This is a genomic window from Vibrio sp. Vb0937 (assembly GCF_033338855.1).
Genome location: NZ_JAWOTK010000002.1, coordinates 728170 through 745564 on the forward strand (window position 1 = coordinate 728170; position 17395 = coordinate 745564).

The window sequence follows — 17395 nt, forward strand, 5'->3', positions numbered from 1 at the left end:
TATAAGTAAAGGGCGTTTGTTATTTGACGTTTTGATTAGCGAGCTATAATACCAACCCACCGTCAATCTTGAGCACTTGGCCTGTGATGTAGGCGCTCTTATCTGAGGTTAGGAAAGAGACGCCATTGGCAATATCTTGAACTGAGCCCATGCGCCCTAATGGGGTTTTGCCTTCCATCATTTGAATGACTTTCTCTGGCAGGTTCTTGGTCATGTCGGTGGCGATAAAGCCTGGCGCGACACAGTTGACGCGTATCTGTGCACCCTTTCTTGAAAGTTCTTTCGCCCAGCCTTTGCTCATTGAGATGACGCCGCCTTTACTTGCGCCGTAGTTGCTCTGGCCGATATTACCATCCGTTCCCACTATAGAAGAAATGCTGACAATACTACCTGCACCCTGCTCTAGCATGACAGGAGCAACGCGCTGGGTGAGTAAGAACACCGCTTTTAGGTTCACGTCGATCACGCTGTCCCAATCTTGCTCTAACATGTCTGGCAACAGTGCATCTCGAGTGATGCCCGCGTTGTTAACCAGAGCATCGATTCTTCCGTGCTGCTCTACAACACTTTCTACTACTTCACTGACGGCTTTGGCATCACACAAGTTGACTTGATAACTGCTTAGCTGCGCCGACTGGCTCCATTCCACGGGCGATACATCTAGCCCGATTACGTGGAATCCATCCTCCAGTAATTGTTCACAAATCGCTTGGCCAATACCACGAGCCGCACCAGTGACTACTGCTACTTTTTCCGGTTTCATCTTGGTCTTCCTTAAATGTTGAGATTACAAATTCGCTTGTATCCCTAGCGTTTTTGTTTTTATGCCTAATCGCGTTACAGCTGCGCTTCTCATACGCAGGGTCTTTTATATCTTATAAAAACTATAGAAACAGTCTGGGAGTCGGATGTGAACTAATCAAGGCAACTTGATGACTATGGCAAGATCAACGTAAGAAAGTGTGTTGGAAGGCGCAAAGTTACACGATTGGAGGACTTGGATAGAAAAGTATTGGTCTGATTAATCAAATACTACTTCATCAGACCAATATTACTTGTCTCTTAATCTCTTACAAAAGCTGGTTTTGTTATTTTCACCAGAAAAGGCTGAAGCAAGAGATTAAACAACATGCCAGCAATAAACAGGGTGATCACAATACTCGCACCACTCGGTAAGTCATAGCGAGCCGATGCGGCAATACCCGATAAGATCCCAACAATACCAATGCTGATACTGGCGACAAAGAATCGAGTTCCCTTCAATGCTGCCGCACATAAAGCTGGAATCACCAACAAAGCAAATTCTAAATAAATGCCGGTTAACTTGACCGTAATGGGCATCAGAATAGCAAAGATCAGATAAAAACCACTACCGCGCATAAACGCAGGTTTTAACCAAACTAATAGCAACATCGCAGCGGTAATGAGTGCCAAAGGCCAAACGTCTGCCCAAGTCGCCCATAACAGTTGCCCATTAAGAATGCCTTGAATAAAGTCTCCGCCGTGTGGGTCTTTGCTCACCAGCAGGATCGCCAGCGATGCAGACACGACAAACAAGCTGCCGATCATGGGCTCTAAATGCTGCTGGTATCGTTTCTCCATTAAGGCGATCAAACCGCAAAGCATCAAAGACATCACCCAAGGGCCAATCATTTCGCCAAAGAATGAGCCTGAGAACAGCGCGTATTGGCTCAACCAGTAGTGGCTTAGTGCTGCCCCCAATGCCGCGACTTGCGCCACCGCCAAATCTATAAAGATGATCTGACGATTAAGAACTTGTTGCCCCAGAACGATGTTGCCAACTAACGCAATTAAACCACACAAAACCGCAGGTAAAAGCCATGCATAATCCGCCATGGCTTAGATCTTCACAGGAACGGGCGGCACTAACACATCCAGTAAATCATCAATGACCTGATCGTACATCTCATCCAAGCTTTCACCCTCAGAAACGGTCAATGGCAGTTGAATCACAGGTTTGTCAGTATGATCTTGCAACCAGTTCGCTGGACGCTGATCCTGATGAGAGGAGTAAACAATCGCATCAAAACTGTCAGCATCTAACTTGGTAAGCGATTGCAGGTGAGATGTGGTCGGTGAAATGCCCGGTTTAGGTTCGAGATCGGCAATCTGCTTCATTCCGAGCCAATCGTACAAATAACGATACGTCGCGTGATAACCGACAACTTGCTTACCCTTTAAAGCAGCCCCTTTCTCATTCCATTCTTTAAGCTTTTTACGCCAATGAGCACGAAACTTCATACCATTCACTTGGTAACTTTGTGCGTTGTCGGGATCAATCGCTTTTAGGCTCTCCGTGACTTTACGAGATAATGGAATCATGTCATTTGCCGCAAATTGAACATGTGGGTTACCGTGAGCGTGTATATCTCCCATGCTACGGTCAACGTGAGCATGAGTATCTAACATGCGCACGAAGTCCGTCGCGTAGATCATGCTCGGCGCACCATTTTGCACCGCCGCATTGCTGCTACGAACTTGCAGCATAGGTAACCACCCCACCTCTAGTTCTGCGCCCGAACACATTGCCATGTCCGCTTGGCGCATCTTCGCAATCAAAGAAGGGCGAGCTTGTACGTAATGTGGGTCTTGCTTGACCGTTGTCGCTGAATAAATACTGGCATCTGGCGCGTGGCTTTCAAGAAAGGCTTTCCATTCTGGCTCACAAACAAAAATGTTTAGAGCCAAAGCAGGCGAAGAGATGATGGCAGCTCCTGCCGCCATCATCACCAAACTGCATTTATTCAATGTCAGCTTAGAACGCATGAGCACCGTGCGCTCCAAATGTCATCACGTATTGCAGAGTGAACACGTTGTCTGTCTCACTGTCTTGGTTATCAATGCGAGTGTATTGCGCACGGATAGTACCGAAATGAGAAGAATCCCATGCGATCATCGCATCCATTTCTTTATCATTCAGCTCAGTAAAATGCATGTGGTCGCCGTGTGCATGACCATCGTAGCTTTCTGCTTCGCCGTAACGTAGACCAGCTGACCAGCTTGGGTTGAAGCGATAAACGCCCGAAACATAGTATGCGCTTAGGTTGTCTGGTGACTCTGCATCGTTTTTATATTTGCTGTCTACCACACCGTCTAACAGCATGTATTCAGCCGATAGCGTGAAGTTGCTGTATTTGTAATTACCGTCTGGTGCCCATTTCCAAACAAAATCAGCACCGTAAAGGTTCGCACCTGTCACTGCTGCGCCATGATGGTGCTCGTGATCATGCTCTTCTTCATGACCGTGGTCGTGATCTTCGAACTCTTTAACCTTGCCGTTTTCGTTGCGCAGGTAACTTAAACCAAACTGCCAACTTGAAGATTCGGAGAAGTCATTCCCAAGCTTCAGCGTCGTGGTGTACACGCCAACTTCAGAACCATCTTCGACAGAAGACATTTTGCTACCACTAAGCGCTTCTACACCAAGTTTTACGTAAAGGTCGGTTGGCAACACGATGTTTGCACGTACACCATCATCGTAGTAGTGCGAGCCAAGGAAAGTACGATAAGCAATTGGACGCTCGACAAAGCTATCGGTGTGCATGTGTTGGTTATTCAGATAACCAAAGTCAGATAGGAATCGGCCAGCGCGCACATTTACACCATATGGCAATGCCAAAGTTTCGATGAATGCCTCTTCAAGCTCTAATTCTGTATCATCACCATGACTTTCAAGAACCGCGGTCAATGCGCCGTAAAACTTGTCGTCGATATTTGATGAGAAGTTTAATTCCGTATGGCCTAGACCAAAGCCTTCTTCGCGCTCAGAATTATGACGTTGGCCATCTTGGTAGTAGCCATCAACAACAACACCAATCTGTGGGTTCGATAGTGTGTCGGCAAAAACAGGGGATGCAAAAATGCTACCGATCACGAGAGACACCAATTTCTTATTCACTACTTTTTCCTTTTTGTTATGTTATAACATTTAATTTTGCGATGTTATAATATAACAATTCTCATTACACAAGCAGAAATTTAAATTAGGCTCCGATTTCATGTTCGTACTCAATCCATGAATTGGGCTATCAACAAATGAATCAATTGATGTTTTTTATACGTATACTAATGAGAATTAGTAATTAAATAAGTAACGGAATTTCAATATGTTGAATATGGATTTTTCAAAAAGAATCGTGATAGATACTGCTCAACAGGAATGGATCGCCAACCCTTCCAAAGGTGTGTGGCGCAAACCTTTGGAACGAGAAGCCAAAGAATCAGGGCATACCACCAGCGTCGTTAAGTACGAGCCAAATTCGCAGTTTTCGACTCATCCTCACCCTCAAGGAGAAGAAATATTGGTGCTCGAGGGGGTATTCTCTGACGAATACGGTGACTACCCTGCCGGCACTTACCTTCGTAACCCTCCAGGAAGTCAACACGCACCATTTAGCAAAGAAGGCTGTGTGATTTTAGTTAAACTAAATCAGTTCGAATCTGAGGATCTTGAAACAGTTCGCATTAATACAAACCAAGCGAGCTGGCAGAGTGGTGTCGGTGGGTTGCAAGTCATGCCTCTGCATGATTTTGAGCATGAACATGTCGCATTGGTTAAATGGCCGAAAGGCGAGAAGTTTCAACCACACCGTCACTTTGGTGGTGAAGAAATTTTTGTGTTATCGGGGGAATTTAAAGACGAGCTAGGAACCTATCCTCCCTACTCTTGGATCCGAAGCCCACATATGAGCGAGCATTTTCCTTTTGTAGAGCAAGAAACGATCATTTGGGTAAAAACTGGTCACCTGCCGCTCCAAGCTCCTGCTCAGCACTCCTAATGTTTGCACACTTGGCATCGTCCATTGGAACTAAAATCGGCCCGCTATTTACGAGCCGATGATCATTTCGTCACTAAGAACCCATTATTCGCGAGTGGAGCCAGTCTTTGAGCTCAGCCCGGTTATGTTTTAATACGTTCATTTCGTGATCATCAATCGGGCTTCCTTGAAGTTCTAGTACGCGGATTTCCTTATCTAAAGCATTGTAGTTTTTAACGGTTTCAGCAAATGATGCATCGTTTTCGGTAAGCTGAGTAATGGTATCCAAATGTTCTGGGAATTCATGAGTTAATGAGTGATTTTCACCTAACATAGAGACCTCTTGGCTAGAGTTGTTGATGTATTTATCCGCTCATTTTTTGAGCGACACATTTCTAACCATAGCACTTCAAATAGCACAATATCGTCGATTTGAGCACACTTTTACTGAACTTCTTAGTCATGGTTTATCACTCTTTTAACCGCGCGACTCCGCTCGTTATTATTCTGTGTTTTATCAATAATCGACTACATTTAATACACTTCTCATAAAAAGGTACATCTAAATGAACAGCATGAAAATTGGCTTGATCAGTGCGTCAATAACAGTTGCGTTGATTGGCTGTAATTCAGACAGTGACTCTGTCAGCACAATGACTCCGGTTACCTTGTCTGTATCAGATGCCCCTATTGATGACGTATCAGAAGTGGTTATCGCATACAACAAAGTGGCATTTCTCCCTTTGGATGGTGGTACACCACAAGTTTTCGATGTGTATAAAACCGACGAAGACGGAAATTTCGTTGACGAAAATGGTAATCCTCTGCTCGATAATGAAGATCCAATACCATTAAGCGTTAACTTACTCGACTTCCAGGGCAGTGACGCTCAAGAGTTAGTGGACGACGAGCTGATACCCACTGGCAATTACAAACTCTGCGTGTTTGCGAATGATGGCGATCATCCGGATTATCCATCCTATGTTGTTGATGAAGCGACCGGCAATCAAATACCACTGACCGTAAAAGGTAATGGGGCTTGTCCGCAGGGGGTCGGAAAAGATCCGAATTCTGGGGTACTGTTCTTTAATGATACCTTCGCAGTCAACCCTGACAACAACGAATTTGTGGTGGAGTTTGACCTGCGTCGTGGCTTAAAAGACGGAACTGGGCAAAACGAGGGCTACAGTATTCAGCGCACCTCAGTCACTTTAATTAACACGGTTACAACGGGGGAGATTCAGGGAGATATCGCAACATTAACCTACCAAAACTGCGAAACGGATACCCCAAGCGCAAATGGGTATGCACACGCGGTCTACCTATATGAAGGAAATATCGCCGAAGAGAACATGGGGCCATTTGCAGGCGCAGAAGGCCAAATAATGCCAATCGCAGCGGCGAACGTAGTGGAAGACATTGATGAAGCAAATTACGAATATGAATTTGGCTTTGTAGAGCCCGGTACGTACTCCGTCGGCTATACCTGTACCGCAAATGACGATTCTGTAGATGGTATTGTTGCAGGTGAAACCTTTAGCATTTATCAATCTACCAGCGGAATTAGCGTCTTTGTTGGTACCGATACAAACGCAGACTTTTAATCTCTCTAACACTGCAGACCCTGCATGGGTCTGCTTTTTTTGCTATTCCAACTGAGCACGGATCATGGTCTTTGTGACTTTTAAACCTCTTCCCAATAAGGTGGCGTGCCATAGTATTCAGCAAAGTAATCAATAAAGGCACGCACCTTAGGCGCAATTAAACGAGAGCTTGGGTACACAGCCCAAATCCCAGCATCCATCGCTAAAGGGTGATCTTCGAGTACTTCCACTAGCTGACCACTTTGTAATTCTTGATAAACACTCCAAACCGAGTTGATAGAAATACCTAACCCGTTTACCGTCGCGTCTCTCATCGCATCACCATTATCGGTTTTAAAACGACCAGAAGTTCTTACATTGAACATTCCATCTTTTGTATTGAATGACCAATTACTCATTCCAACTAAGTTAATACATTCATGATTCGTCAAGTCTTGGGGCTTGTTAGGTCTCCCAAATTGTTCAATATAATCTGGTGATGCAACGATAATACGACGATCTGGCGCAAGCTTTCTTGCGACCAATGAAGAATCTTTCAACTCAGCGACACGAATGGCGACATCAAAACCTCCCTCAACCAGATCAATAATGGAATCAGAAAATCGGCAGTCCACGGTTAACCCTGGGTAACGCGCCATAAAACCTTTTAATGCGGGCACAATATGTAAGCGACCAAAAGTTGCAGAGGCGGTTATACGTAATACTCCCGTTGGCGCACTCTGCCCTGATCCAACAGCTCCCCTTGCTGCCTCCACTGTTGCAAGGACCTCCTCCGCGTGAGGTAAAAAAGCCTGCCCTTCTTCAGTTAAGGAAACTTTGCGTGTGGTGCGATGAACTAAACGAACTCCTAAGCTGTCCTCAAGTTTGTTGATGTGCGCACTAGCGACAGCAGGAGAAAGTCCAAGCTCCTGACCAGCCATGCTGATGTTGTGTGTCGAAGCCAAACGGACAAATAGCTTTACATGATCGATGTTCATTTAATTTTCAATTATTTGTAAAAAATCACCATATAGAGCTTAGCATTCTCTTCCTTACGGATAGTAAATAAATACTCCAGTTAGAAAAAACTGATGGGCAGATAGAAGTCCAGCTCAAACGCCTCATCATGGCTAAGGAAATGGTTTTTATGATAGTGAACATAAGCGGGAGTAGAACGCTGCTTAAAGCCTGAATTCGGCAACCACTTCTCTAACACCATACTCAATTGAGGAAGAAGCTCTCCATATACCCCTATTAAGCGAAAAACAGCATGCAAACCACCCGGAATCGTCATTTGATTCACGACACCGCGTACTTTAAGCGGCTTATCAATCGCCATACAAGCCACATAGCGACACTTATCGAGCTCGACCCAAGCGGGGTTGGAGTGATGCAAACCGTATTGAACCGAAAAGTCCCGATTCTCAGAGCTTGCCCACGCCTTCAAAATCAGCCACGCATTGCGAATGGAACGGCTATAACCCTCATGCCGCACATAAGCCGCAAAGCGTTGTGGAACCTCCATAATTTTAGGTTCTGGCAACTCGCGTTTAGCAACCCGATGATAACCCGCAGCCACTTCCGGATCTTTTAGATACGGCTTTTCTGCGACTTGTAAATCATGTTTTCGCCACGCGCCAGGAGACATAGCGAACGTTGCTTTAAACGCTCGGCTAAAAGAAGATACCGAGCTAAAGCCGCACTTGTTAGCAATGTCTAACACCGATGAGCTGGTATCAAACATCAGTTGATTGGCGGCGTATTCCATTCTTGTGCGACGGATATATTGATGGACAGACTCCCCTACCACATCTTTAAAAATACGATGGAAGTGCTGTTCAGAATAGGCTGCTACATCTGCTAGCTCTTTAGCCGATAAATCTCTGCTAATGTCCTGGTGAATGTAAAACAGCACGTCATTGATTCTGGAAACTTGTTGATGGCTCACGGAGTAAACTTTCGCTTAAATAGCATAAATGGACATATTTAACAGCATAAATGGACACACCAAGCTTGGCAATTTACCTATACTATTTCTGACATAAAAAAAGACAATTACGAGAAGCACAGCACATGGAAATCGCACAGTCATTACAACAAACTAAGTCATCCTACATCCGAGAGATCCTCGCAGCAGCAAGCGATAAGAACGTCATTTCTCTTGCAGGTGGCTTACCGGACGAAAAAACCTTCCCGATCGACTTAATGAAACCGACGCTAGAAAACCTCGCGAATATGCCAGAGGTGTTTCAATATGGCGCAACAGCAGGCTACGCACCGCTACTTAATTTTTTGACCGATTATTACCAGCTGCCAGAATCTCATTTGGCGATGATCACAACGGGCTCTCAGCAAGGGCTAGATTTGATTGCGCGTGCGTACGTGAATCCGGGCGATAAAGTGGTAATGGAAGCACCGAGCTACCTTGGTGCTATGCAAGTATTCGGTCTAGTGCAAGCCAACATCGTGACTGTTTCACAAACCGAGTGTGGTCCAAACCTTGAAGAACTTGAACAATGCTTTGCTACACAGCAACCGAAAATGTTCTATGCCGTGCCCGATTTTCACAACCCAACGGGCGTGTGCTGGGCGCTAGAGACTCGCCAAAAAGTTGCCGAGCTTTGTATACAATACGACGTGGCATTCATTGAAGACGCACCATACCGCGAGCTGCGTTTTTCTGGTGAAGCGCTTCCACTGGTTTCGGACTTCTGCCCACAGCACTCCATCGTATTGCGCTCTTTCTCCAAAATAGCTTCACCAGGCTTGCGTATTGGTGTAGTTACGGGCAAAAACAGCCACCTTGAGCCACTCATCAAAATTAAACAAGGTGCCGATCTGCACTCTAGTATTCCTATGCAAGCTTTGCTGCATGGTCTACTGCAACATGACAACTTCGAAACGCACATTTCAACCATCTGTGCGCTTTACAAATCACGTTACGATGTCATGTTTGCTGAACTGCAAAAACAGCTGCCAGAAAGTTGCGTACTCAAACCCGTCGATGGTGGTATGTTCGTTTGGGTCGAGATTCCAGAATGCGACACCTTCGAACTGGCGAAAAACCTTCTCGCAAACTGGGTTGCTGTAGTGCCGAGCCCGGTCTTTTATCCAGAAGGTTCAAAGGTAAAAGCCGCTCTGCGTCTTAACTTTACCAATGCTACACCAGAAGAACTGACGACAGCTGTCTCTCGACTCGCGGATGTCCTCAACACGTTGTAATTGAACACGAGTGTAAGAACCTGCCTTTGAGATTCAAAAAAGTCTCAAAGGCAGCATCAAAAAAGTTCCCCAAAAAAATTTATATTTTTCCTTCAAATCAACTCTCTACAGTAAGTGCCTGTTTTCTCTTGAACCTCTCACTCATATAAAAATGAGAACTCAATCACGTATTTGATGGTTGGAAAAGTTACGTCTATCTTTCAGTCAAAGACATCAACTTCGCAGCGTTAATGCTCTCAATTTCAGACACTTTATCAATCGTGGCTTAGCGGTTGATAAACGACTAAAAAAGCATCTGTGGGCATACCCACTACGAAGGGTTGACCAGAACCATTCTGAATGTCGCGAGCCAATCTTTTGATTGGCAATTACGTCAGTGAATCGCACCAAATGACAGAGGGGTTATCAGGATGAATACTCGAACCACGACAGGACTCGTCACCATCGGCTGGTCCGTTACACTTTCACTTTTTACCGCATTCGCCGTGTATGCCAATACGTCGCCAAACTGTAGTGACGTATTAGCGGGCAACACAACCGCCGCATCGCAAAAAATGATGGTTTTATTGGGCGAAGACATCACCAAATCCAACCGTATAACTACGGTGATTCCAGCCGAAAACAATCCATTTGTGACCGAAGAACTGGTTTCGGTTTCTAACGACGTATCGCCAAACGGTCGTCTTTCACAAAAGAGTTTGGAAGAGATTCGGAAAGTCCGCTCAAATCTAGAGAAAGCAGCACAGGAAGTAAGCCGATTACAGGGCACTTTTGAAGTGGCTTTCATCAGTTTGATTGATGGTTACTGCCAATTTTCTAATCATAAACGTACTCAACATGCCAAAATCGACTTTGACCATTTGGAAGGCCTCACTTTGTATTCAATCCCCGCTTTAATAGCAATGGTCGATCAGTCGTACTCCATGGCAAAGAATCGAATCGCTAATGAGCAGAAACAGTTAAGCGACATTGAAAAAGAGAAACAGCGGCAGAAACAACAAGCAACCGCGGCAGCAGCCGCTCGTTACCAAGACGGTAACGTACTCGTAAGAGTCGAGAACTTTGATGGCGCTAATGTGACATTTTCCGTTACTAACATTGGTTCACAAGGATCATTACAACCAAATTTCAACACGTTTAATGCATATCGCACAGAAAGTGGAGAATTAATCTACAAGTCAGAATCTTTACTACACCTGGCGGATACTGCAGGTAACACACTTGAAACAATGGGTATCGCTGAGCTCTCATCACAAGGTGGAAGTGACATATCGATCTCTCCTGGAGAAACCCGAAAATTCGTTACTAGCATTGCTTCAGAAGTCGCGCCACATACGCAGTTGAGCTTAGAGTTTCCAGCCAAAGTGCTTAATACCGAGCGAGACTTTACATTGTCGTTTTCTGATACATCAGCGGTGGCGACAGCAAACGTTAATTAACGTAAAGTAGTCAGTATTTGTAGAACGCATCAAAGACAGGCGAGCAGCGCCTGTCTTACAATTATGATCAAGCCAATAGCTACTGTTTGCACTTGTAAGCATTTGCAAACATCGTCACTGACGTAGAAAAGCTCAACGGTTGATATAAGTACAAGGTATCTGCGCCTAAATCTGCCGCCTTGAGGCGCATTTGGTTTAACGTACCCCAAACCATGTCTTTATCGGCGTGAAGCCAATAGTCGTAAAAGTGTCCTTCTGAGCCGATCACGGTACCCATTAGTTCACAGTTTTCAATCGCATTCACATTGTCCCAAAGCACCTGTACTTGCTCAGATTCTTGAGTTGGGAACGTCACACATCCCGTTAATGATGCCGCTAACGCGAGAGTCATCACTCGCTTTTTCATACTTATATCGCCAAAAATTTTCATAGATGGCAGATTTTATGAATGGCTGATGTGATGACTAGCAAAAACTTTTTATCGCGTGTTCAAGCAAACTTAATGGACAACGGAAAAGACTCAAAAGGTGATCATGCAACTAGCGAGCAAAAACCTAATCACTCAAACCTAGCAATAAAGCTGTATCTGAGATACAACAGTAATGATTAAATAGCCGCGAGGGATAGAGTTTGGTTGCTAAAAATAAGCTAATTCGCTACACAGCTACGGAAGTCGCTGATGCATTTGACAAAGAAGATGAGCTCATTAAACAAGTTCAGTCCAACCAACTCTCGCAAGTGCTATTGCTTTGGCAAGTAAAAAGTCCAACGCTCGTGCTTCCCGTGGGTAAGAAATGGCCAGTGTCTAATGAGTTAGAACATGCGTTAAATACGTCTGGCTGGAAGCTCTTTTCTCGTAAAACCGGTGGTGCCCCAGTCCCTCAGGTGCCAGGTATTATCAATCTATCCCACATTTACCACTGGCCAGAAGGCGAGCCTTACAACATCAAAAAAGCGTATCTCGATTTATGTGCGATATTAACGGTTTTCTTTAAACAGCTCGGCGTGAAAGTGGATGTTCATGCTACGCCTTATTCCTACTGCGATGGCGAGTACAACCTCAACATTGGCGGGCAAAAAGTCGTGGGAACCGCGCAGCGTGTTTTACTTAAAAAAGGCGGCGGACAAGTGGTATTGTCACAAGCATGCATTCTGATTGATGCCGACGTCGAGAAGATTGTCGAACCAGTACGAATGTGTAATCAGCTTTGCGGTCACAGCGATGATATTCGTGGTGATGTCCACACACCGCTCTTCCATCATATATCCGACCGTCCGTCGGTAGATTCACTCTTTCAGCAATTAACTAGCGCGTTTTTAATGCATGCAAAAGCGGAGTAATGAAAGGATCAAGCGCCCCCCTTGCTCCGAAAAGCATTCGATAAACTCAAACTGCATGCCGTGATAACGATGTAAGAATGGGCATCGCCAACGTAAAACCATTCAATCGATCGATCAAACCAGTTATCAGTTTTGCCTGCCAAAAAGAAATGAGATCCAGTTCAAATATTTATCCATGACGGAATTAGTTGAAGCCTGCGCGTAAAAGCCTCAGAATGTCGCACTTTTCGTACCGATTTGTTTTCGGCGCGTTGTTATCTAACTCTACAATTGAGAATCATACATATGGGTTTTACCTCGTTAGGTCTATCTGCTCCAATCCTTAAAGCTATTCAAGAGAAAGGCTACGACACCCCTTCGCCAATTCAGGCAAAAGCAATTCCTGCTATTTTGGAAGGGAAAGACGTAATGGCAGCAGCGCAGACTGGTACAGGTAAAACTGCAGGCTTTACGCTACCGATTCTTGAGCGTTTATCGAACGGCCCTCGCGTTCGTGCTAACCAAGTTCGTGCACTTATCCTGACGCCAACACGTGAGCTTGCAGCTCAGGTGCAAGAAAACGTGTTTATGTACGGCCGTCATCTTCCACTAAGCAGTGCGGTTGTTTTTGGTGGTGTGAAGATCAACCCGCAAATGCAGCGTCTTCGCAAAGGTGCGGATGTGTTGGTCGCGACACCAGGCCGCCTGATGGATTTGTACAACCAAAATGCAGTGAAGTTCGACCAACTGGAAGTGCTAGTACTGGACGAAGCAGACCGCATGCTAGATATGGGCTTTATCCGTGACATTCGTAAGATCCTAGCTCTGCTACCAAAACAGCGTCAGAACCTACTTTTCTCTGCAACTTTCTCGGATGAAATCCGCGACCTTGCGAAAGGCTTGGTGAACAACCCGGTTGAGATTTCCGTTAACCCGGCAAACTCGACGGCGAGAACGGTTAAGCAAAGCATCTACCCAGCAGACGTGAAGAAGAAAGCACCGATGTTGGTTAAATTGATCAAAGACGGCGATTGGAAGCAAGTGCTGGTGTTTACGAAAACGAAACACGGCGCAAACCGTCTGGCGAAGTTCCTGATCGAACAAAATCTACCGGCTGCTGCCATCCACGGCAACAAGAGCCAAGGCGCGCGTACCAAAGCACTGGCGGATTTTAAATCGGGTGAAATTCGTGTGTTGGTCGCGACGGACATTGCTGCGCGCGGTATCGATATTCCGCAATTACCGCAAGTGGTGAACTTTGAGCTACCGAAAGTGGCAGAAGACTACGTTCACCGTATTGGTCGTACTGGCCGCGCGGGCGAAGTAGGTAAAGCGATTTCACTGGTGTGTGCGCTAGAAGCATCTGAGTTGTTTGCGATTGAACGTTTGATTCAAGAAGTACTACCACGTAAAGAGTTGGAAGGTTTTGCGCCAACCAATGTGGTGCCAGAATCTAAACTGGATACGCGCCCAATCAAACCGAAAAAACCTAAGAAGCCGAAAAAACCAAAAGCGCCAAATGCTGCGGGCGAAAACGCTCCGGCAACCGAAAAGAAAGCAGGCAATGGTGCAAACAAACCTAAACGTCGCTTCAACGGTGGTAACAACGGCAACAAAAACAGCACCAACCAGGGCGGTGCGGGCAAGCCTAAAGGCAACCGTGAAGGCCAAGGTCGTGCAAACAGTAAACCAGATGACCGTAAACCTAACGGCAACAAACCAAATAGCAATAAACCGAGTGGAAATAAACCAAACGGTAATAAGAGTGGCAACGCTGGTAAACCGTCTGGTAACCGCAAGCCAAACAATGCTAAGCCTGCAGGAAACAAACCGTCAGGTCAGCGCCGTAAACCTCGTCCGCAGGCTGCAAACTAATCTGTAAACGGCCACCGATAGCAAATACAACAAAGCCGCTGATAATCTCAGCGGCTTTGTCTTTCTTAGAACACAGTTTTCTAGAACACTGCTTTGTTAAAACAGCCTACATTAAAGGTGTGATTCGAATATCTGCGATTTGCGCTTCGTTTTTTTCACCCTCAATACCACCAGCGTAAATGTAGGTTTCATTCGATTTGAGGTAACTCATATTGAAGTGGTCCTTCAACGCGATCTGATAGGTTTTTCCCTGCTCCAACGTCACTTCTATTGGCGTTGAGTAACGCATACCTTGGTTTTCACCAATATGGCCCATCTGCAAGTAACCTTGATCAACCACTTTACCTGCATCATCCAATACCTCTAACAGTTTCACGGTGTTCGTGATGCCAGTATTAAGTTGCCCTAGGTTATTGTTGTACCAAGCATCAAACTGGTAAGTGCCCGTTACAGGGGCTGTAAACGACTCTGAACCTTTTACAACGCCACTCTCTTTGCTCACCGTAACCACTGAGATATTGTCTTTGAGTGGCTGATATTCGCCATCAAGTTTGATGCGGATCTCTTCACCGACACAAACTGGTTGGCTTGGGTTAGAACGGAAGTCTTTATCGTTAATGCTTTCAGCCAAATAACAAGCAAAACCTGTTGGCGTATCGGAATAAGATTGAGCAATCACGTTCTTTTGAATCAGCTCGCCATTGCGATACAAGTTCACGTTGTACTTGCTCGTCACGTCAATCGAAACCGAATTATCAACGCTTTTTACCACCAATGTTGGCTCTTGCGGAGAATATACGCGGCTATCTTCACTCACATACGGTTTCACCCCAGAAACTAAAGTAATGCTACTATCTACATTCACAAGCGCGCCCAGTGTCACGTGGAAATGCCCCTCTTCGTCCATCGTGACATTTTCAACTGGGTAGTAACCTGTTTCATCTTTGCTTACTTCAGGCAAGTCAATCGTTACCGAGTAGTTCTTTCCTTTGAAGGCAAAGTTTTCCAACGTGATTTGTTCAGACTGAGCCAACAAATTATTGCGCACCCAACTTGTGATAAATGGCTTCACTTCCAACTTACCTGTTTCGGTATGGATGCCGAATAGGGTCTCTACCACCATGTTCAAGTAGCCACCCACAGACCAAAGCTGACGCTGAGAGTTAATCACTGGGCCATCCAAGCTCGGATCTTCGCCATGATCACTATGGATGATGAATGACTTACCAGAAAGCCACTCTAAGTTTTCCATGTTGGATAAATTAGTTGCCGTACCACGAACCAACGATTGAATGGCATTGTTCACTGCTGCCACGTTTTGTGTTTGATGCGCGGCGCGCAAGCTGTACGCGGTAACAAATGGCCAAATTGCGCGGTTATGGTACACAGGCACGTCCGGTTGCTGAGGGAAGTAAACCGGCACGCCAAACTCACTGTGTGGGTAATTGGCCATGATTTGTTTCGCCTGCGCATCACTTGCCACACCACTGATGATCGCAAGTGCTTCGCCCAACATGTCATATTTGTCGATCGCGATGTCTTTGCCATTATCAAACAAATAACTTACGTACATACCGCGTTCGGCATTCCAAAACTGCTCGTTGATAGCGGTTTTTAGCTGTGCAGCCCAATCGGTGTATTTGACCGCGTTGGTTGAATCGTACTTCTCTGCCAACTTAGCCGCGAGCTGAATCGCGCGGTAGTGAACCACGTTTGTCGATAACGCTTTGCTGCTACCAATCGTATTGACATCGTTTGGCGTCCACGTTGAATACGTTTGCTCACGCCAATCGAGGAATGATTGCTCACCAGTGTATAAACCGGATTTCGCATCAAAAGCCGCCAGGCGATCGGCTTCAAGTGTATTACTGATAGCGTTATATGCGCGCTCAGCAAACTGGTTGTACTCTTCTCCATCCAATGCCGAAAGTAAGCGTTCTGCACCAAGCGCCCAAGTCGTACGGTCGGTACTGATTGGCCAGCTACCGCCAGTGCCCGTGTCTTGCACAATCTGCTCGCCATCGTATTGCTGATCGGTCGTATCGCGGAAAGCGGACAATTTGAAATTCAAACCATTTTGCACCCGAGTTGGATTCATCAATGCAAGCGAAAGGTCTGCTGCGTACGCCAAATCACGCGTCCATACGTAATGCCACTTCGCGCCCGTCTCAAAAACTTCCGCTTTGATTGGGTTGTTGTAGTTGTAATTGCCGTCTTTGATTTCAGAAACGGCAAGCTGGTCTAGCTCTTTCATCGTCAATGCAAACAACGCGTCAAACGCGACATCACCCGACACCACTCGCGGTCCTGTTTGTTCATTAATCACTAAGCCTTGGTCGAGCGCATCACGCAATTCTGTCGTCGTTGAAATACCAAATTCACGCAGCTCAGCTTTAGGATCTTTCACCGAGAAAATCACGGTATCACTCGAGTCATCGTAATTGGCGAACAGTTTCACTTCTTTATTCTGATGCCCTTCATGCACCATTGCAGGGTCGAGAATCGCATCAGAGTAGTATTTTTCCGCTTCTTCTTGCGTTGCTTTCGTCACAGTCATTGTCGCGCGACTTTCATCGGCAAAGCTCACAGAAAACTTGTAATACCCTTTGTCTTCAAACGTGATCTCAGAGTTGCAATCATCGTTCATACACGCTTCATTCGTGTCTGGTTTTGGCAGGTACTCTTGAGCTTTATCGAACGCCGCGGGCTCCTCAAAATAGGTGTATTGGATCTGCCAACCCGGATCAGCAATCTTGAACTGATTGCTACCTCGGGCGACGCGCAGTACGGTTTCGTACTCGTTATTACCCAAATGGTTTAGCTTGGCATGCTCTGCCGTGCCCCAATCCCCATTTAAACCACGTAAATATAAGTCGGCTGAAATAATTGGTTTGTCGACCGGCACAGGCGCATCAGAGGAATCTGACCCACATCCAGCAAGACCAATACAAGACGCGACAGCAAGCGCAATAAAACTCGGTTTCATGTTCATCCCTTAGATTGTTGTTTTGGCGACAGTCTAAAGAACACCCTTTTGAGGGGAAAATAGGAAGTCAGGAGCGAGCTATAGATAACGTCTATACGTCAAACCCCAACAGTGATGTAGATCTATGAAATGCGCATAATTTCAATCAAATGAGATTACAGATTTGTGATTTATAAATGAAATTGTGCAAAA

General features: G+C 45.6%; 15 protein-coding genes. 6 read left to right on the forward strand and 9 right to left on the reverse strand.

Translation table 11 applies throughout. The features are described 5' to 3' along the window. Positions 1–43: 43 nt before the first annotated feature. The 4 genes from fabG to R7P67_RS06635 all read right to left on the reverse strand — a co-directional run bounded on the left by fabG (position 44) and on the right by R7P67_RS06635 (position 3919). Positions 44–763, reverse strand: a complete 720-nt coding sequence (gene fabG / locus R7P67_RS06620) for a 3-oxoacyl-ACP reductase FabG (RefSeq protein ID WP_005386996.1) — start codon at positions 761–763, stop codon at positions 44–46. 299 nt (positions 764–1062) lie between these two features. Then, positions 1063–1857: a metal ABC transporter permease gene (locus R7P67_RS06625; RefSeq protein ID WP_005373725.1), complete on the reverse strand. Its 795-nt coding sequence runs from the start codon at positions 1855–1857 to the stop codon at positions 1063–1065. 3 nt (positions 1858–1860) lie between these two features. Beyond that, complete coding sequence (locus tag R7P67_RS06630; RefSeq protein ID WP_318085916.1) at positions 1861–2787, reverse strand: metal ABC transporter solute-binding protein, Zn/Mn family; 927 nt, start codon at positions 2785–2787, stop codon at positions 1861–1863. After that, on the reverse strand, positions 2777–3919 hold the full coding sequence (locus R7P67_RS06635; protein ID WP_182015828.1) for a hypothetical protein: 1143 nt from the start codon (positions 3917–3919) through the stop codon (positions 2777–2779). Before R7P67_RS06635 ends, R7P67_RS06630 begins: the two co-directional genes overlap by 11 nt. A 208-nt stretch (positions 3920–4127) precedes the next feature. Between R7P67_RS06635 and R7P67_RS06640 the strand changes: the two genes are divergently transcribed. Further along, positions 4128–4799, forward strand: a complete 672-nt coding sequence (locus R7P67_RS06640) for a cupin domain-containing protein (RefSeq protein WP_318085917.1) — start codon at positions 4128–4130, stop codon at positions 4797–4799. Between the two features lie 73 nt (positions 4800–4872). On the opposite strand, the gene R7P67_RS06645 is transcribed toward R7P67_RS06640, so the two are convergent. Then, entirely contained in the window at positions 4873–5112 is a 240-nt protein-coding gene (locus R7P67_RS06645) for a YdcH family protein (RefSeq protein ID WP_005373737.1), read from the reverse strand. Positions 5113–5344: 232 nt separating this feature from the next. Here R7P67_RS06645 and R7P67_RS06650 point away from each other — a divergent pair, with 232 nt between their 5' ends. Next, entirely contained in the window at positions 5345–6382 is a 1038-nt protein-coding gene (locus R7P67_RS06650) for a DUF4382 domain-containing protein (protein WP_318085918.1), read from the forward strand. A gap of 80 nt (positions 6383–6462) precedes the next feature. On the opposite strand, the gene R7P67_RS06655 is transcribed toward R7P67_RS06650, so the two are convergent. Continuing rightward, the gene (locus tag R7P67_RS06655) at positions 6463–7359 is read right to left on the reverse strand and encodes a LysR family transcriptional regulator (RefSeq protein ID WP_213972660.1); all 897 of its coding nucleotides are present in this window, start codon (positions 7357–7359) and stop codon (positions 6463–6465) included. A gap of 80 nt (positions 7360–7439) precedes the next feature. Further along, positions 7440–8309, reverse strand: coding sequence for a GyrI-like domain-containing protein (locus tag R7P67_RS06660; protein ID WP_213972659.1), 870 nt, complete (start codon positions 8307–8309; stop codon positions 7440–7442). Between the two features lie 125 nt (positions 8310–8434). On the opposite strand from R7P67_RS06660, the gene R7P67_RS06665 reads away from it, so the two are divergent. Further along, positions 8435–9583: a PLP-dependent aminotransferase family protein gene (locus R7P67_RS06665; protein WP_262595871.1), complete on the forward strand. Its 1149-nt coding sequence runs from the start codon at positions 8435–8437 to the stop codon at positions 9581–9583. Between the two features lie 410 nt (positions 9584–9993). Further along, entirely contained in the window at positions 9994–11022 is a 1029-nt protein-coding gene (locus R7P67_RS06670) for a hypothetical protein (RefSeq protein ID WP_053304579.1), read from the forward strand. Positions 11023–11101: 79 nt separating this feature from the next. On the opposite strand, the gene R7P67_RS06675 is transcribed toward R7P67_RS06670, so the two are convergent. Further along, positions 11102–11428 carry a DUF4156 domain-containing protein gene (locus R7P67_RS06675; protein WP_031778841.1) on the reverse strand — a complete coding sequence of 109 codons (327 nt, stop codon included), beginning with the start codon at positions 11426–11428 and terminating at the stop codon, positions 11102–11104. A gap of 224 nt (positions 11429–11652) precedes the next feature. On the opposite strand from R7P67_RS06675, the gene R7P67_RS06680 reads away from it, so the two are divergent. Together R7P67_RS06680 and R7P67_RS06685 are read left to right on the forward strand one after the other, a co-directional pair. Next, a complete protein-coding gene (locus R7P67_RS06680) occupies positions 11653–12363 on the forward strand; it encodes a biotin/lipoate A/B protein ligase family protein (protein WP_213867583.1) in 711 nt (236 codons plus the stop codon). Positions 12364–12648: 285 nt separating this feature from the next. Further along, on the forward strand, positions 12649–14217 hold the full coding sequence (locus R7P67_RS06685) for a DEAD/DEAH box helicase (protein WP_318085919.1): 1569 nt from the start codon (positions 12649–12651) through the stop codon (positions 14215–14217). A 106-nt stretch (positions 14218–14323) separates the two neighbouring features. On the opposite strand, the gene R7P67_RS06690 is transcribed toward R7P67_RS06685, so the two are convergent. Further along, positions 14324–17203 (reverse strand): amylo-alpha-1,6-glucosidase, encoded by a 2880-nt coding sequence (locus tag R7P67_RS06690; protein ID WP_262681485.1) that lies wholly within the window; start codon positions 17201–17203, stop codon positions 14324–14326. Positions 17204–17395: the final 192 nt, after the last annotated feature.

What these genes read in the sequence shown, in the direction of transcription:
- R7P67_RS06645 (WP_005373737.1), bottom strand. Translation starts at nt 5,112, where the DNA reads ATGTTAGGTGAAAATCACTCATTAACTCATGAATTCCCAGAACATTTG.
- R7P67_RS06650 (WP_318085918.1), top strand. Translation starts at nt 5,345, where the DNA reads ATGAACAGCATGAAAATTGGCTTGATCAGTGCGTCAATAACAGTTGCG.
- R7P67_RS06630 (WP_318085916.1), bottom strand. Translation starts at nt 2,787, where the DNA reads ATGCGTTCTAAGCTGACATTGAATAAATGCAGTTTGGTGATGATGGCG.
- R7P67_RS06685 (WP_318085919.1), top strand. Translation starts at nt 12,649, where the DNA reads ATGGGTTTTACCTCGTTAGGTCTATCTGCTCCAATCCTTAAAGCTATT.
- R7P67_RS06690 (WP_262681485.1), bottom strand. Translation starts at nt 17,203, where the DNA reads ATGAAACCGAGTTTTATTGCGCTTGCTGTCGCGTCTTGTATTGGTCTT.
- R7P67_RS06665 (WP_262595871.1), top strand. Translation starts at nt 8,435, where the DNA reads ATGGAAATCGCACAGTCATTACAACAAACTAAGTCATCCTACATCCGA.
- R7P67_RS06670 (WP_053304579.1), top strand. Translation starts at nt 9,994, where the DNA reads ATGAATACTCGAACCACGACAGGACTCGTCACCATCGGCTGGTCCGTT.
- R7P67_RS06640 (WP_318085917.1), top strand. Translation starts at nt 4,128, where the DNA reads ATGTTGAATATGGATTTTTCAAAAAGAATCGTGATAGATACTGCTCAA.
- R7P67_RS06675 (WP_031778841.1), bottom strand. Translation starts at nt 11,428, where the DNA reads ATGAAAAAGCGAGTGATGACTCTCGCGTTAGCGGCATCATTAACGGGA.
- fabG (WP_005386996.1), bottom strand. Translation starts at nt 763, where the DNA reads ATGAAACCGGAAAAAGTAGCAGTAGTCACTGGTGCGGCTCGTGGTATT.
- R7P67_RS06655 (WP_213972660.1), bottom strand. Translation starts at nt 7,359, where the DNA reads ATGAACATCGATCATGTAAAGCTATTTGTCCGTTTGGCTTCGACACAC.
- R7P67_RS06625 (WP_005373725.1), bottom strand. Translation starts at nt 1,857, where the DNA reads ATGGCGGATTATGCATGGCTTTTACCTGCGGTTTTGTGTGGTTTAATT.